General features: G+C 56.4%; 14 protein-coding genes. 7 read left to right on the top strand and 7 right to left on the bottom strand.

Features of this window, described 5'->3' with window-relative positions; genetic code table 11:
* The first annotated feature begins 164 nt into the window (after positions 1 to 164).
* Complete coding sequence (locus ACUVOF_RS12555) at positions 165 to 647, top strand: MarR family winged helix-turn-helix transcriptional regulator (protein WP_386080664.1); 483 nt, start codon at positions 165 to 167, stop codon at positions 645 to 647.
* A 43-nt stretch (positions 648 to 690) separates the two neighbouring features.
* Here ACUVOF_RS12555 and ACUVOF_RS12550 read toward each other — a convergent pair whose 3' ends face one another.
* The 4 genes from ACUVOF_RS12550 to ACUVOF_RS12535 are packed head-to-tail and all read right to left on the bottom strand — an operon-like array spanning position 691 to position 4,156.
* Positions 691 to 1,371, bottom strand: coding sequence for an N-carbamoylsarcosine amidohydrolase (locus ACUVOF_RS12550; RefSeq protein ID WP_447044678.1), 681 nt, complete (start codon positions 1,369 to 1,371; stop codon positions 691 to 693).
* Positions 1,372 to 1,382: 11 nt separating this feature from the next.
* Positions 1,383 to 2,135, bottom strand: a complete 753-nt coding sequence (locus tag ACUVOF_RS12545; RefSeq protein ID WP_447044808.1) for a maleate cis-trans isomerase family protein — start codon at positions 2,133 to 2,135, stop codon at positions 1,383 to 1,385.
* Positions 2,136 to 2,180: 45 nt separating this feature from the next.
* On the bottom strand, positions 2,181 to 2,999 hold the full coding sequence (locus tag ACUVOF_RS12540) for an alpha/beta fold hydrolase (protein ID WP_447044677.1): 819 nt from the start codon (positions 2,997 to 2,999) through the stop codon (positions 2,181 to 2,183).
* Positions 2,996 to 4,156 carry an FAD-dependent monooxygenase gene (locus ACUVOF_RS12535; protein ID WP_447044676.1) on the bottom strand — a complete coding sequence of 387 codons (1,161 nt, stop codon included), beginning with the start codon at positions 4,154 to 4,156 and terminating at the stop codon, positions 2,996 to 2,998. The genes ACUVOF_RS12540 and ACUVOF_RS12535 overlap by 4 nt, the downstream gene beginning before the upstream one ends.
* Positions 4,157 to 4,619: 463 nt before the next feature.
* On the opposite strand from ACUVOF_RS12535, the gene ACUVOF_RS12530 reads away from it, so the two are divergent.
* The 5 genes from ACUVOF_RS12530 (at position 4,620) to ACUVOF_RS12510 (ending at position 10,984) form a co-directional block, all read left to right on the top strand.
* Entirely contained in the window at positions 4,620 to 5,108 is a 489-nt protein-coding gene (locus ACUVOF_RS12530; protein ID WP_447044675.1) for a (2Fe-2S)-binding protein, read from the top strand.
* The gene (locus ACUVOF_RS12525) at positions 5,101 to 8,112 is read left to right on the top strand and encodes a c-type cytochrome (RefSeq protein WP_447044674.1); all 3,012 of its coding nucleotides are present in this window, start codon (positions 5,101 to 5,103) and stop codon (positions 8,110 to 8,112) included. The genes ACUVOF_RS12530 and ACUVOF_RS12525 overlap by 8 nt, the downstream gene beginning before the upstream one ends.
* A gap of 21 nt (positions 8,113 to 8,133) precedes the next feature.
* On the top strand, positions 8,134 to 8,322 hold the full coding sequence (locus tag ACUVOF_RS12520; protein ID WP_022521540.1) for a hypothetical protein: 189 nt from the start codon (positions 8,134 to 8,136) through the stop codon (positions 8,320 to 8,322).
* The gene (locus ACUVOF_RS12515; protein WP_447044673.1) at positions 8,315 to 9,823 is read left to right on the top strand and encodes a sodium:solute symporter family protein; all 1,509 of its coding nucleotides are present in this window, start codon (positions 8,315 to 8,317) and stop codon (positions 9,821 to 9,823) included. The genes ACUVOF_RS12520 and ACUVOF_RS12515 overlap by 8 nt, the downstream gene beginning before the upstream one ends.
* Before the next feature lie 129 nt (positions 9,824 to 9,952).
* Complete coding sequence (locus ACUVOF_RS12510; RefSeq protein WP_447044672.1) at positions 9,953 to 10,984, top strand: leucyl aminopeptidase; 1,032 nt, start codon at positions 9,953 to 9,955, stop codon at positions 10,982 to 10,984.
* Positions 10,985 to 11,038: 54 nt separating this feature from the next.
* On the opposite strand, the gene ACUVOF_RS12505 is transcribed toward ACUVOF_RS12510, so the two are convergent.
* The 3 genes from ACUVOF_RS12505 to ACUVOF_RS12495 are packed head-to-tail and all read right to left on the bottom strand — an operon-like array spanning position 11,039 to position 13,475.
* Positions 11,039 to 11,989, bottom strand: a complete 951-nt coding sequence (locus tag ACUVOF_RS12505) for a 5-oxoprolinase subunit C family protein (protein WP_447044671.1) — start codon at positions 11,987 to 11,989, stop codon at positions 11,039 to 11,041.
* Positions 11,986 to 12,726, bottom strand: coding sequence for a 5-oxoprolinase subunit PxpB (gene pxpB / locus ACUVOF_RS12500; protein ID WP_447044670.1), 741 nt, complete (start codon positions 12,724 to 12,726; stop codon positions 11,986 to 11,988). The genes ACUVOF_RS12505 and pxpB overlap by 4 nt, the downstream gene beginning before the upstream one ends.
* Positions 12,723 to 13,475 carry a 5-oxoprolinase subunit PxpA gene (locus ACUVOF_RS12495; protein ID WP_447044669.1) on the bottom strand — a complete coding sequence of 251 codons (753 nt, stop codon included), beginning with the start codon at positions 13,473 to 13,475 and terminating at the stop codon, positions 12,723 to 12,725. Before ACUVOF_RS12495 ends, pxpB begins: the two co-directional genes overlap by 4 nt.
* Before the next feature lie 355 nt (positions 13,476 to 13,830).
* Here ACUVOF_RS12495 and ACUVOF_RS12490 point away from each other — a divergent pair, with 355 nt between their 5' ends.
* The gene (locus ACUVOF_RS12490) at positions 13,831 to 14,814 is read left to right on the top strand and encodes a LysR family transcriptional regulator (RefSeq protein ID WP_447044668.1); all 984 of its coding nucleotides are present in this window, start codon (positions 13,831 to 13,833) and stop codon (positions 14,812 to 14,814) included.
* Positions 14,815 to 14,835: the final 21 nt, after the last annotated feature.

Genomic DNA, 14,835 nt, shown 5'->3' with positions numbered 1-14,835 from the left:
TTTGTGCTGATCGTTGAGCCAAAACTAAGGTAAAATTATAGCGTATACGCCATAAAAGCATGCTGGATTGATCCAGCGCAAGCAGTAATTCATACGTTGATGCATCATCGTGATAACCAGTGCCATACTTGATTTGCGATGTCGCCAATATTTAAGGATAGGTAATGACAACGGATAGTGCGCTCAATCACTCGTCTTCTGGCGAGCACCCTACGCCGACAGAGCAGGGGTATGATTTTTCCGAACAGGTAGGCCATCTACTACGCAAGGCCTATCAGCGGCATACGGCTATTTTTCAGCGCTACAGCAGCGACAAGCAGTTAACCGCCATTCAGTTTGTCACGCTGTGTACAGTGATGGAGCGTGGGCCTAGTTCACTTACCGATATCGTCAATGCCACCGCGATTGATCCTGCCACCATCCGTGGGGTTATTAAGCGCCTCAAAGCACGCGAATGGATTGCTTTAACAACCGATCCTAATGATCAGCGCAAAGTCATGGTGGTGATCACCGAGTCTGGAGCTGCCCTGGTAGAGGAAATGGTGCCCAGTGCCAAGCAGATCAGTGATCAGACCATGAAGAACCTTAATCCAGCGGAACGCGTTGCCCTGATGCATCTGCTGGAAAAAATGAATGCGGATGGATGACGCCATGAGAGTGGAGGGTTCCACTTTCATGGCAAGTGGCTTGCTAGCGCTCCTCTAAGTAGCTCAGTGCTTCATCCAGACCTATCACATCACCATACTTGCTATCGATATCAAACAGGTTGGCTTCATGGGGGGCTGGGTGGCGGTCGCCCACGCAGTCTCTAATCACCATCACGCGAAAGCCATATTGCAGGCCATCCACAGCGGTGGCGCGAATGCAGCCGCTGGTGGAGCAGCCGGTAATGATCAGCGTGTCTATTCCCATGGCGACTAGCGTGGAGGCAAGCGAGGTGCCAAAGAAGGCGCTGGCATACTGCTTGGTCATTACCAGCTCATCTTCACGGGGGACCACCTCGGGGCAGAACTCCGCGTAAGGGTTGCCCGCCACCATCGCCCGCATGACCGGTGCCTTCTTGACCCAAATGCCGCCATCGATCTGATCCGGGGCGTGATACAGAATGTTGGTGTGGATAACAGGCGTACCTGTACGTCGCGCGGCATCCAATAGCGGCGGCATATTGGCCACGGCGTCCACCACACCCTGGGCAAATAGCGGCGAGCCGGGGGTGGTGTAGCCCTGCATAAAATCAACTACCAGCAACACGGGTTTTTTACCAAAACCAATGCGCCCATCCCAGACGCCTTTGTAGTTGTTATCTAAGCTGTCATCTAAAGAGCTGTCACCAGCACCGCTGCTGCTGGTTGCCTGGCTGGGATTCGTCATGGCGCTATCTCCTAATAAGCCCCTGATAAGAGTGCACCCGCACCTGGGACAATAGGCTCCAGGTCGAGCGCCTTAAGCATGGCGTAGGTGGTCGCGATAGCCGCGGTCACCACTGGTTTGCCGGTCAGGGCTTCGACTTTGGCGACAGCCGGTAACGACGGCATTTGCACACAGGCTGACAGCACAATGGCATCGACATTAGTTAAGTCGAGACTAGCAACAATCTCAGGAAGGTTGGCGGGGTCGTGGCGAGCAACGTCCAGGTTATTGGGAATCTCAAGCGCGCGGTAGTCGAGCACGTCTATCCCTTCCTGGCGAATGTAGTCGACTACCATTTCGGTCAGTGGCTTCATGTAAGGCGCCACCACTACCACCCGCTTGGCTTTCATCACGCCTAGCGCATCGACCAGGGCACCGGCGCTGGTGACCACCGGCGTGTCGCAGCCGTTCTCTTCGGTACGGCTGCGCAGACGCTTTTGCGACTCTCGGTGGTAACCAGGCCCCATCGCCATGATGGCCACCAGGCAGGCGTAGCCCATCACATCCACTGCGGCATCAGAAAGCTCCAGGGCGCAGCGGTCTGACTCTGCATCCATGGCGGCTAGCTCGTCCTTGCTGACGTTTTTCATGCGCATGCGGCTGGAGTGGAAAGTAAAGCGCTCAGGCCGGATTAACTGACGCGCCGTCAGCATGGCGGGTATTTCGGTCTCCATGGTGATATTGGAGCTGGGGACGATCTGGCCGATACGGTATGTCTTGGCCATGGAATTGTTAGACATAGGGCTGTGATTCATGATCATTGGCCTTTGTTAGAGTTGCTTGCCCAGGAAGTCTTCAAACGCGGCAAAAAAACCGTCGAGATCATCCCAGGGAATCATGTGACCCGCTCGTTCCGCGGTGGAAATGCGAATCGTCGGTAGCAGGGCGCTTATTTCGGCGCGATCTTCATCCTGAATAACCCCACCTTTACCCGCACACATCAGCAGCGTCGGCACTGTGATAGCGGGGAAGTCCTGATGGATATCGACGCTGTGGAACTCTTCAAACGCCTGAACAATGGCGGGCTCAAAGCAAGTGTGTAACCACTCGGCGCGTAACCGCAGTTGCTCGTCGCTCCAGGTGGGGCAGTAGTGGCGCATGGTCTCGATATCGGTACCACGGGTGCAGTCGCGAATCGAATCCACGTACCAGGGCAGCTTGCTGGGATACTCACGACGCCCTGGTCCTGACACCGGTGGATCGATAAGTACCAGCTTGTCGATGCCTTTGGCGCCGCGACTCATGGCGCGCAACCCAAAGCGCGCCCCCATGGAGTGGCCGGCCAGGATGACACTGTTCAGCCCCAGCGCATCGATAAAGGCAATCACATCGTCGGCGCAGGTGTCGGTGTCATAGGCGAGGTCTGGCCCGGTGGACGACAAGCCGCGTCCACGAACATCCAGCACATAAGTGTCGAAATGCTGACCGAGCCGCTCGGCCACAAAGCCCCAGGTGATGGCCGGGCTGGTAATGCCCGGTATCAGCACCAGCGGCTGGCGAGCAGTGTCAGTGCTGTCGCCGAAACGCAGATAGTGTTGGCGAATACCGTTAGCTTGAATATTGGCGCCGTAAAGGTAGGTACTGCTCATGCTGGGCTCCCTTGACTGGTTGGTTGCTTCAGCGGTACTTCAAATGGGTCATAGGCAAATACCCAGGCCGGGTCTTCGTCTTCCCGTAACCAGGTATTGTCGTGGGAAACCTGCTGAACCCGCGAGGCGCGTTCAAAACGGTTAGTGCGGTAAAGCTCGAATGCCTGCTGGTAGTGCTCGGCACCCACTTCCTCCAGGCAGCGCACCAGCATGGCGGCATCCTCGATCGCCATGGCTGCGCCCTGAGCCATATGCGGCTTCATCGGGTGGCAGGCATCGCCCAGCAGCACCAGTCGATTTTCATGCCACAGTGGCAGCGGGTTGCGCTCCAACAAGGGCCATTTGGTGACGGTTTCAGTGCAGTCAATCAGTGCTTGTACGGTGGGGTGGTAACCCTCGAATGCTTTGCGCATCTCTTCTCGCGAGCTGTCGACGAAGGAAGTGCCGTGATTCCAATCGGGCTCAGGCACACCGGTCACGTAGTAATACTCCTTCTCGTCGCCAGTCACGAAGTACACCATCATGTGCCGATCTTCCGACCACCACTTCACGCAGGCTTCGAAATCCAGGTCATATGCCTTGAGTTTTTCGGCAGAGATGATGGCCCGGTGAGCGACCCAGCCGCTATAGATCGGCGCCTCGGGGCCTAGTAGCTTCTCGCGTAGACGCGAATTGACCCCGTCTGCGCCGATCACCAGATCGGCCTCTTCCGTCGAGCCGTCTGCGAAGGTCATCACGACCTTGCCGCCGCTGTCGTCGACATCGATCAGGTGCTTATCAAAATAGAGGTTGTCCTGATCGAGCGTACTGACCATCAATTCGTGTAGATCACCACGGTGTACGGTGATGTAGGCCGCACCATAGTTTTCGCGAGCGAACTCGCCGAGCGGGATGCGCGACTGATACTCGCCGGTCATGCCGTTGCGGCTGAACCAGTAATCGGGGTGTGAGCCCATGGCATTGAGCTTCTCTTCGATACCAATGCGACGCATCACTTTCATTACGTTGGGGCCAAGGTGAATGCCTGCCCCAAGACGCGCAAACGCTGGTGCCTGTTCGTACACCTTGGTGGGGTATCCCGCTTGCTGCAGCAGCGCGCCTGCAGCGGCGCCGCCAAGGCCCGCGCCAATAACGGCGATGGTGGGTTTGTTGTTCATATCCTGCTTTCCTCGCTGTTTTATTCGCCTATCACTCGTTTCTGAATGTGTTCGTGAATGCTATAAAACAACGTATACACCATTTATTTTTTGGTCAAGAATTAGTTTCGAAATTATTTTTTAACTCAAACAAGGCGATATTTTTAAATAAGATCATGAATTTAATGAATTTGTTGTCATTTTTTTGGTTTTATGCAAAAACTTGAAAAACGCATCCATTGAGTGCTATACGTTTATTAGGCTTATTTTTATAGCGTACGCACCTTTAATGCTCGATGGATGTTAGCTCTGCACTTAGCTGGTGCAAGTCGATTGGCCGTATGTGAAAGGGAGATGAAAATAGGCGGGTTTAAGGCGCTACGAAGCTTGTTTGGCAGGCGGTGTTTATTAGTAATATCTAAGTCATATCCAAGCCCTATTCAGAGCAAGAGGGCGGGCTTAACAATAACGATGATGATCCCCTATGACGCTAAAGCTAACTATCAATGGGCAAGAACGCGAGCTGGCTGTGCCGCCGCAGACACCATTGCTCAATGTGTTGCGTAACGACCTGGCGCTCAATGGACCCAAGTATGGCTGTGGTTTAGGCGAGTGTGGGGCATGCAGCGTATTGATTGATGGCATGGCCGCACGCACCTGCGTGCTGCCCGTGTCTGCTGCCGTTGGTCATGAGGTAACCACCCTTGATGGTCTTTCCCAGGGCGGTGAGCTTGATCCTGTACAACAAGCCTTTATCGATGCTCAGGCAGCCCAGTGTGGCTACTGTTTGAACGGCATGATCATCACTATTCGTGCGCTGCTAAATCATAATACCCAACCCTCTGTGCAGCAGATTCGCACCGCTTTAGAGCATAACCTCTGCCGGTGTGGCACCCATGTTGAAATTCTCCAGGCAGCGGAGCGTGCCGTGATCCTTAACGCGGCCGCGTTGCAGGAGGCTCCTCATGAGTGAAGGGCCGATGCTCCATGGCCAGCAAAAACAGGCCGGCATCCCCGCGCTGCTTGCGCAGTCACGTTTTGGTGTCGTCGTGCGTCCAGCGTACTACCGGTGGAATGGCGAGCGTTTTGAGAGTGATCGCTTAGTGGGCGTCGATAGCAGCCGCATTGCTTCGCTGTCAGCATCTATTGAAGTCGTGGTGGAAGGGAATTTTGTGGGGGTGGTTGCCGATAGTTTGGCCTTGGCGACCGATGCTGCTAAACAACTGAAGGTTGAGTGGCAGGCTGTTCACCAGACGCCCGAAAAAGCGCCTGAAAGCGATCAAGCGCCCTCTGAATCGCCTCTTGTTAAGCCTGGCCAGTCATACACGCATTCGAACCATGGGTATGGATGGCCGAGTCGCATGCGCTGGGGCAATCACCCTAGCTGGGTAATTGCCGATTGCCGCGACCAACAATTAAGTGTGTGGGGGCAAACCGCCACCCCAGCGGCGCTTAAACAGGATCTAAGCCGGTTAACCGCGCTGGATATTAGCCAGATTGAGCTTTACAGCGCCGATGGTGTACACGCATCAAGTCAGGCCTCTGGGCTGGGTCGCCATTGCGGTGACGATGCCGCCGTGGATGCGGTGTTGATGTCGCGGGCGGTGGGCGGCCCGATAGCCGTTTGGCTTGATGCCCGCTACGACAAAGATGTTCAGGCATTGGGCCAAGCGCAGCGAATTAGCCTAAAAGCGGATATTGCCAGTAGTGGTGAGATAGCCCGTTATCACTATCAGCAGGCCAATCTCACGGGAGAGGTGGCTGCCGTAGGGTTGTTGTTAAGTGGTAGGGCCGCGATAACAACGTCTAGCGCTGAGGCCACCGCCGGCGAGCAAGACACAACGCCGTTCTCGCCCTATGTATTTCGCGACCAATACCTTGCCGCACGCTCCCAGCCAGACTCGCTCTCCACCAATTCTACCTTGATGGGGATACAGCAGACGTTCGCTCGGGAATCTTTTTTAGATGAGGTTGCCCGCGAGAGTGACCAAGACCCTGTCGCGCTGCGGCTTCGACATCTTGACGATGCGCGTGGTATTGAGCTGATTGAGTCCGTTGTTAAACGGGCCGAGTGGCAAAGGGCGTTCAATTCATCAGCAAACTCTTTACCCCAGGATCTACTGCGCGGGCGGGGCTTTGCCTACTCTCAGCTGCCCGATCGGAATCAGCGCGTGGAGTCGGGAGTGCGCTCTGCCTGGATTGCCGATGTGGAGGTCAATCGTGTTACCGGTGATGTTCAGCTTACCCGTTTGGTAGTTGGTCAGGACGTCGGCTCTGATTTGGATACTGATCGCCTTCAGCAAACGCTACAGGCCCGGGTATTGAGCGAGGCGCGCCCCCTTTTGGGGCAAGCGCCCAGTTTCGATGAGTGGGGTGACGGCAGTCGTACGCTGACTAAAAGTGAATATTCAGCAGGATTACCAGCCAGCGCTTCTTCGCCAAGTCCTGTTGAGGAAGGTGTTAATCAAACCGTCGGTGAAGACGTATTAACTGGGGCGGAGCTATCGCCGGGTGTTGCGGTAATAGCCAATGCGCTTTTTGATGCCACCGGCCTGCGTTTTCGCCAACCGCCGTTTACCGCCAATCGCGTACGCCAGGCACTCGAAGCCTCGTCCATTGAGGAGGCAGGGCGCCCATCTAAATTGAAACCGCTGCGGTCAATGAACCGGCGCTGGTTAGCCGCTGCAGCGTTTACCACCATTGCGGGCACTGCGGCCGTGGCGTGGCCATGGAAAGGGGCCATTGCGCCTGTCTCACGGCCAGCCGCCAACCTCTATTCCGCCGAGACCATTGAGCGCGGGCGACTCGTTGCGGCTACAGGCGACTGCGCGGCGTGTCATACCACAGAAGGTGGTGTGACCAATGCAGGTGGGCGTGGGTTTGAGACACCTTTCGGGACGCTCTACAGCACTAACATTACACCGGATGAGGCGACGGGGATTGGTCAGTGGTCTTACGCAGCCTTTGAGCGCGCCATGCGCCACGGCATTAGCCGTGATGGCAGCCACCTTTATCCCGCGTTCCCCTATACAGCGTTTGCCAAGACCAGTGATGCCGATTTACAGGCGCTTTACGCCTACTTAATGGCTCAGCCTCCTGTAGAGACTGAAAAAAACGCCAATGCGCTCACTTTCCCCTTCAGTGTGCGTAGCTTAATGGCAGGCTGGAATACGCTTTATCACGATGCAACTCCTTTCCAACCTGATCCCATGCAAAGCGAACTGTATAACCGGGGAGCCTACCTTGCCGAAGGATTAGGCCACTGCAGCGCTTGCCATAGTCCCCGCAATGCCATGGGCGCTGAGAAAAACGGCGAGTCGTATTTTGCCGGTGCCTTTGTAGATGGTTGGGAAGCGCCACCGCTTAATACGCTGTCGCGTGCGCCCATCCCGTGGAGTGAAACATCGCTTTACGACTATCTGCGCCACGGTGAATCTGCGCTTCACGGCGTTGCCTCTGGCCCTATGGCCCCGGTGGTAGCGGGGCTGGCTGAGCTGCCTGAATACGATGTGCGGGCTATTGCTCACTATGTGGCCGCCCAGATGCAGGCGCCAACAGGTAATAGCGATGCGGCTATGGCGGAAGCTACGCAGCGCGTAATCAGTGCAGCCGTTAGCTCAACAGAAATGGAGGCAGGGGAGCGGCTCTTCGAGGGCGCCTGTGCGGCGTGCCATGTCGATTCTGGCGTTCCTACCTTTTCGAGGGCGAGCACTAATCTGGCGCTGAATACCAATTTGCACAGCGATCATCCCGATAACGTTATTCAGTCAATTTTGGGCGGTGTTCACGCCGAACACGTTCCCGGTATTGGTAGCATGCCAGGCTTTGCCGACAGCTTTAGTAATACCCAGGTCGCTGATTTGACGACCTACCTCCGAGCGCGTTTTGCCCCAGAGAAAGCGCCTTGGCAAAAAGTAAAACAACGTATCGCTGATTTACGCCAGCCTCACCACAACAACACTCACTCTTTTCCCTGACGTAATAAAACGAGGTGGATTATGAAACGCAGTAAATGGATATGGCTTGTATGGGCAGTGGTCCTGCTGAGCTACCTGGTGCCTTATACCCTTTTGAGCGGTGTAGCGCTCTGGTACGGAAGCTTCCTGTTTTGGATGTTGGCAGGGTTGGCCATCATTGCGCTGAATGTGTTTATCACTAAAGATTTTGAGGAGCACAGCAATGACTGAGTCACTCATCTGGTGGTCCATTGCCATCTACTTATTGATCGCTATTGGCATTGCGATTATGTCTCGCCAAGGCCCTTCCGAAAGTATGTCGGGATATTTCCTGGGTAACCGACAAATGAACGGCTTTGTCTCCGCGCTGAGCTACAGTGCCACGACGTATAGCGCGTTTATGATGGTGGGTTTGGCAGGTCTTACCTATGCCGGCGGCGTTGGCGCCCTAGGCTTTGAAATTATCTATTTTGCCGGGGTTTCCCTGGTGGCTATTTTCGGGCCCAAATTCTGGGCGGTGGGCAAGAAGTTTGGCTTTGTAACCCCCAGTGAGATGCTCGGCCACCGCTACAACAGCAAACATGTGGCCATGGCTGTCTCGATTGCCAGCTGTATCTTCCTGATTCCCTACTCGGCCGTTCAGCTCGCGGGTGTCGGTTACCTGTTGCAGGGTATTACTGACGGCGCGATTACCTTTACTACCGGGGTGGTGCTGGCCACTGTCATCGCCATCTTTTTCTCCTACATCGCGGGTATTCGTTCGGTGATGTGGACCGACTCGCTCCAGGCCATCATGATGATTGTCGCCTCGACGCTGGTGGCCTTCCTGGTGATCCAGGGCTTGGGTGGTTTCGGCGCACTATTCGATACGCTGGCAACAGAGCACCCTCAGTCGCTGACGGTGCCTGGCCCTGGCCTGTTCAGCTTTGTCACTTTCCTGGGGCTCACCATTCCCTGGTTCTTCTTTAGTATCTCCAACCCACAAGTCAGTCAACGCCTGTTTATGCCCTCTTCGCTGCGCTCCATGCGCCACATGCTGATTGGCTTCCTGGTGTTTGGTTTTATCTACACCATGGTCTCCGTGCTGTGGGGGTTCTCCGCCTTAGCGGCCTTCCCTAACCTTGCAAGTGCGGATTTGGCCACGCCCACGTTGCTGGCCTCGGAGTTTGTACCGCCAGTATTAGGGGTGATCGTGATGATCGGCATCATGGCCGCCGCCGTCTCTACCATCGATTCGATCATGCTGACGCTGGCGTCCATGGTCTCCCGCGACGTCTATGCGAACGTTAAACCGAACGTCAGTGAAAAGCGCCAACTGCTGGTGGGCAAGTTCGTAGTGCCGGTGATTGCACTGATGGCACTGGCCTTTGCTGAGCTGCAGCTTGATCTTATTGCGGTGCTGTCGGTGGCTGCTTCCTCTGGTCTGGTAGCCATGGTGCCCGCACTTATCGGTGCCTTCTACTGGAAGCGCGGTACTGGCGTCGGTGCACTGGTAAGCGTGGTGGGCACCAGCGCCTTTGTACTGCTGATGTATGCCACTGGCAATTCACTGCTGGGCCTGCCCGCTGGCGTATGGGGCATTGTGGTCGCTAGCGTGCTGTTTGTTGGCGTTAGCCTTATGACCAAGCCTCATCAAGCCTCTTCGGACGCCTTCTTTACCGCCATCGCGGAAGAGCTGGGTAAAAAGCGCCGTACTACCACCGATCAAGCGACGAAAGAGGCGGCTGCCTAATTGACGTTCAGCTTTGAACCGATAACACCATAGAGCGCTTGGTGTGCCCAAAGGCGAGCACGAGCGCTCTCAGCTAACACTTCCCGGTACGCAATAGCTGTGCTTTCGCCTGGGGAGTTAGGAGACTTTATGGATCACGCAAGCTTTGCTGAAATTTGCCTCCATCAGCTAAAAATGTCCGGCGTACATGAAGGCGAAAAACTCGTCGTGTTGACCCAGGGCAGCGAACGCCTTGATTATGCGGATGCCTTTATGGCGGCAGGGCAACGCCTGGGCGCCAACATGTACCACATGCGGTTGCCCGCGCCGTTACCGACAGGTGGCTGGGCCGTGGGAGCAACGGGACTTGCCAGCATGCCCGATGCGGTGGAAGCGCTAAAGAACTGTGACATGCTGATCGACTGTATTTTCCTCTTGTTCTCGCCTGAGCAAATGGCGATTCAAGCCGCAGGTACGCGCATACTAACGGCGGTTGAGCCGCCGGAGCTGCTGGCCAGAATGCTGCCCACCAAGGAGTTAAGGGAAAAGGTCGAACTGGCCGCCGCGCTGCTGGAAAAAGCCAAAGTGATGCGCATCACCTCACCCCATGGCACCGACGTTACCTACCAACTGAATACTTATGAGACGGTTGCTGAATATGCCTGTACCGATGAGCCGGGACGTTGGGATCACTGGCCCTCTGGCTTTGTCTTTACCGGCGGTGACGACGATGGTGTTGATGGCACCATTGTGGTGGCGCCGGGTGACATTCTGCTACCCCAGAACATGTATGTCAGAGAGCCCTTTACCTACACCATCGAAAAGGGCTGGATTACCGATATACGCGGCGGGCTCGATGCCGAGCTAGTGAAGTCCTATATGGATAGCTTCAATGACCCGCGCGGCATGGGCATGAGCCATGTGGGTTGGGGCATGAACCCGAACGCCAAATGGCATCGCATGGTGCCGGGGGAGTTTCCGGGAGGCATGGGAATGGAGCCACGCAGCTTTTATGGCAACGTGATGTTCTCCACCGGCCCGAACAGCGAGCTGGGCGGGTCTAACGATACTGCCTGCCATCTGGATATTCCGATGCGCAACTGCTCCCTCTTCCTGGATGACGAGCCCATCGTCGTTGACGGCGATATCGTCGTTAAAGAGCTGCAGATGGCGAGAGGCTAATACATCAATAAGGAGTGATTCTGACAAAAGCCCCCGCTCGGGGGCTTTTCAGGTTTAATGCCAAACCATTAACTGCTTGCGATAATCCTCTTGCGCTTGGCTGGCGCTGACCGGCGTCAGCCATACCTGGGTGCCGGGCAGGCACTGGGCCAGGGTGGCGCAGGCGCTTGGCGTGAGGGCGCCCAGGCGCGGGTAGCCGCCTATTGTCTGGCGGTCATTCATCAGTACGATGGGCTGGCCGTCTGGCGGGATCTGTACCGCTCCCAGCGGAATGCCTTCGGAAATGATGCCCGTCAGGGAGCCGTGCAGGGCGGGGCCTGTCAGCCGCACGCCCATACGATCGGCACGGTTATCCACGGTCCACGGTTGGTTGAAGGCTTGGAAAAGAGAACGGCCGCTGAAGGCGGCGACTTGCGAACCGAGCACGATGGGTAAGCGACAGTTCGTCGCTGGCATCTGAAGCCCTTGCCCTTCAGCGATACGTCGAACCGCCGGGGCGGCGCCTTTCCAGGTCAAGCGGTCACCCGCTTTTAGCGGTTTGCCATCTTCGTGCAGGCCGCCCAGTTGCTCGCGGGCGGTGCAGGCGCGGCTACCCAGCACTTCCGGTGCATTCAGCCCGCCTGGGAAGGCGAGATAAGCACGCAAACCTTGGCGCGGCTGGCGAAATACCAAACGCTGGCCGGGTAGGAGTTTAAAACTGACATTGGGCGCGAGCGGCTTGCCATCCAATTGGGCATCCAGATCGGCGCCAGTCAGCGCCAGGCGCACTTCGCTTTCGGTTTCCAAGCTCAAACCGCCACCCATGATAATTTCCAGCGCGGCGCTGTGGGGTGTGTTACCCAAGAGCCAGTTGGCCCAGCGAAATGAGATCCAGTCGGCGGCACCGCCTTGGGTAACCCCTAGGTGACCAACCCCAAAGCGCCCGGCATCCTGGATCAGTGCCAGCGGCCCCGCCTGTTTAACAACCATCCCTGTTCGTGGTTCTTTCATGGCGACTTGATTCATGGCCGCTCCTCCATGGGCGTGGTATCACCACCGTCCGCTTCAAACTCCTCGCGGGAGATTGCTCTAAAGCGCACCTTATCGCCAGGGCGAAACAGTGGTTCACCGCGCTTGGCGTATTCGAATAGTGGCACGTTGGTGCGGCCCAGAATGTTCCATCCTCCCGGCGAGAGCAGCGGGTAGATCGCCGTTTGCCGGTCGGCGATACCGACGCTGCCAGCGGCTACCTTGCGACGCGGGGTTTTCAGGCGTGGCGTGGCCAGCGCTTCGTCTACTAGTCCCATAAAGCCATAGCCGGGCGCGAAGCCCAGCGCGAACACGCAGTAGTCATGGTTACAATGCTGCTGGATCAGCTCGTCGACACTCAAGCCCGCGCGTTTAGCGACCAGGGGCAGCTCGGGTCCGACGCTTTCGTCATACCACACGGGAATATCGTGTAGCTCCCCCGCCTGGGTGTCTGCGGGGGATAGCCCGGAAAGCGCCTGGTTGATCAGCTGGCAGGCCGCGCTGTGGTCCAGTTGTTCACAGTCGTAGTGCACGAGTAGCGTGGTATAGGAGGGCACCAGATCAATCAAAGCGGCCCCGAAAGCACCGCGCAGCGCTTGGTCGGCGGCGATCACCCAGGCCATATTGGCTTCGTCGATGGTGTCGAACAGTCGCACCATCAGGGCATCCATGGCGGCGGTTTCAACACGTACGTTAGTGCTTCTTTCAGCTTTTTTTTCAGTAATGGGTTTCACGCCTGCTCCAGCGCCTGAAAGGCCTCGCGAATGGCGCGCACGGCCGCCACTGACTCGGGGTTATCGCCATGAACGCAGAGCGTATCGCAGGGTAAATGCAGCGTAGTGCCGTCGAGTGCGGTGAGCGGCTCGCCTTTGGCCAGTATGACCGCTTGGTTTACGATGGTGGTCTGGTCGTGGTGCACGGCGTTGGGTAACCGGCGCGAAGCCAGATGACCATTGGCGTCGTAAGCGCGGTCGGCAAAGGTTTCGAACCACAGGGTAATACCCAATTTAGCGGCTAGCTCGCGGTGCGGCTCGGGATTGGCGGTCGACATGATCATTAATGGCAGGCTGGCATCGTAAGCACGCACGGCGCGCATGACGCCTTCGAGTAGCGCCGGGTTGGCAGCCATATCGTTATACAGCGCCCCGTGGGGTTTGATGTAGCTGAGCCGTGCGCCTTCGGCTTGGCAAATGCCTGCCAGGGCGCCAACCTGGTAGAGCACCATATCTTCCGCTTCTTCGGCCGAGCAGGCCATGGAACGGCGCCCAAAACCCATCAAATCAGGGTAACCCGGGTGCGCGCCAATGCGTACGTCATTTTGTACCGCTAGCTTGACGGTGCGGCGCATCACATGGGGGTCAGACGCGTGGAAGCCACAGGCGATGTTGGCGCAATCGACATAGGGCATCGCCTCGGCATCTAAACCAATAGTCCAGTTGCCGAAACTTTCGCCCATATCGCAATTAAGCAGGGGAATGGCCATAGCGACTCCTGTCGTTGATGCAGTGGGTGCTTGCACGTGGCTGATGTTGAAATAAAATCCAACACCAATATATGAACACGGCATCCTGAGTGCCAATCGTTTTTGACGATACTAACTATCGGGCCCTCCTATCATATTGTTATTTGGTGGAAAAATAGTTGACGCTTGGGCACGATACGCTTATCACAGTAAGCGCGGGGCGTGATAATAACGTTGGTGAAACAGCGCTGCCGAAGGTGGTCTCGACGTTGCATAGTGATCTTGTGTTCACGAGCATCAGCACCCAGCCGTCAGCGTTGCGTGTCAGCAAGACGGCGCTTAGTCACTCTCAAAAGTCATTCGTAGGCGTGTCACTATGCTCGATTTTAAGGAACTTGAGGCGTTTGTATGGGCGGTGAGGCTGGGCTCCTTCCGTAAGGCGGCGACCCGTTTGCACCTGACCCAACCCTCGGTTTCTGAACGTATTTCACGTCTTGAAACCGCCGTGGGGGAGCTACTGCTAGAACGTGCCGCCCGGCCCATTCAGCCCACCATGCGTGGACGTGAGTTCTTTGTGCATGCGGAGCGAATGCTGCACCAGCGTGACGAGGCGATGAGGCTTTTCGATGATGAAGAGGCGTTTTCTGCACCATTGCGGCTCGGCACGATTGAAACCATTGCCCATAGCTGGTTTCCCGAGTTTATGCGCCGGCTTACCGAGCGCTATCCGCGCCTGACCATCGAACTGACGGTGGATTATTCGCCGGTGCTCAATGAGCGGCTACTCGGCAACGAATTGGATATCGTGCTGGCGATGAATGGATATTCACCCCGGAAGCAGATCGATTATGAATCATTGAGCCCTTATGAGATGGGCATGTTCGTCTCCCCCCGGCACGCGCCGTTGCTCAGCGAAAGTGCCGACATCTGGGGCAGGCAGCTGCCATTTATCTCCTTTGGCAAGCTGGCGCGCCCCTATACGGAACTGGTGAACTACCTGGCAGAGCAGGGCGTGGCCAGCCCACGTATTCACAGCGTCAGCACGTTGATGACGATAGTCCGCATGACCACTGAAGGGTTGGGGATTGGTGCCTTGCCGGTGGCCACTGTGCTGGAAGAGTGGCAGCGAGGGGAGCTTTACCGGCTTGAACTGCCGGTGCCGTTACCGGCGATGCACTATGATGTGATATGGCGTCACGCTAACCATCCGCGCTTTTGTCGCGGTGTTGCCCGCTTGGCCCAAGAGTGTGCTTGCCGCTATGCACAAGCGCGCCGTGCCGATATGACCACAACACTTTTCTCCGGGCGTTGGGTTGCCACCCGCGCCTTCTCTGGTACCACCAAAGCACCACACTGTTAGCACCATACTATTAATAGAAAT

It is taken from the genome of Vreelandella sp. H-I2 (assembly GCF_052959335.1).
Note: the sequence above shows the minus strand (reverse complement) of the source record. Positions and strands in the feature narration are given on the sequence as shown.

Coding starts and splice junctions, on each gene's coding strand:
- ACUVOF_RS12505 (WP_447044671.1), bottom strand. CDS start 11,989: ATGAATCAAGTCGCCATGAAAGAACCACGAACAGGGATGGTTGTTAAA.
- ACUVOF_RS12555 (WP_386080664.1), top strand. CDS start 165: ATGACAACGGATAGTGCGCTCAATCACTCGTCTTCTGGCGAGCACCCT.
- ACUVOF_RS12530 (WP_447044675.1), top strand. CDS start 4,620: ATGACGCTAAAGCTAACTATCAATGGGCAAGAACGCGAGCTGGCTGTG.
- ACUVOF_RS12525 (WP_447044674.1), top strand. CDS start 5,101: ATGAGTGAAGGGCCGATGCTCCATGGCCAGCAAAAACAGGCCGGCATC.
- ACUVOF_RS12545 (WP_447044808.1), bottom strand. CDS start 2,135: ATGGCCAAGACATACCGTATCGGCCAGATCGTCCCCAGCTCCAATATC.
- ACUVOF_RS12515 (WP_447044673.1), top strand. CDS start 8,315: ATGACTGAGTCACTCATCTGGTGGTCCATTGCCATCTACTTATTGATC.
- ACUVOF_RS12540 (WP_447044677.1), bottom strand. CDS start 2,999: ATGAGCAGTACCTACCTTTACGGCGCCAATATTCAAGCTAACGGTATT.
- ACUVOF_RS12510 (WP_447044672.1), top strand. CDS start 9,953: ATGGATCACGCAAGCTTTGCTGAAATTTGCCTCCATCAGCTAAAAATG.
- ACUVOF_RS12535 (WP_447044676.1), bottom strand. CDS start 4,156: ATGAACAACAAACCCACCATCGCCGTTATTGGCGCGGGCCTTGGCGGC.
- ACUVOF_RS12550 (WP_447044678.1), bottom strand. CDS start 1,371: ATGACGAATCCCAGCCAGGCAACCAGCAGCAGCGGTGCTGGTGACAGC.
- ACUVOF_RS12490 (WP_447044668.1), top strand. CDS start 13,831: ATGCTCGATTTTAAGGAACTTGAGGCGTTTGTATGGGCGGTGAGGCTG.
- ACUVOF_RS12495 (WP_447044669.1), bottom strand. CDS start 13,475: ATGGCCATTCCCCTGCTTAATTGCGATATGGGCGAAAGTTTCGGCAAC.
- ACUVOF_RS12520 (WP_022521540.1), top strand. CDS start 8,134: ATGAAACGCAGTAAATGGATATGGCTTGTATGGGCAGTGGTCCTGCTG.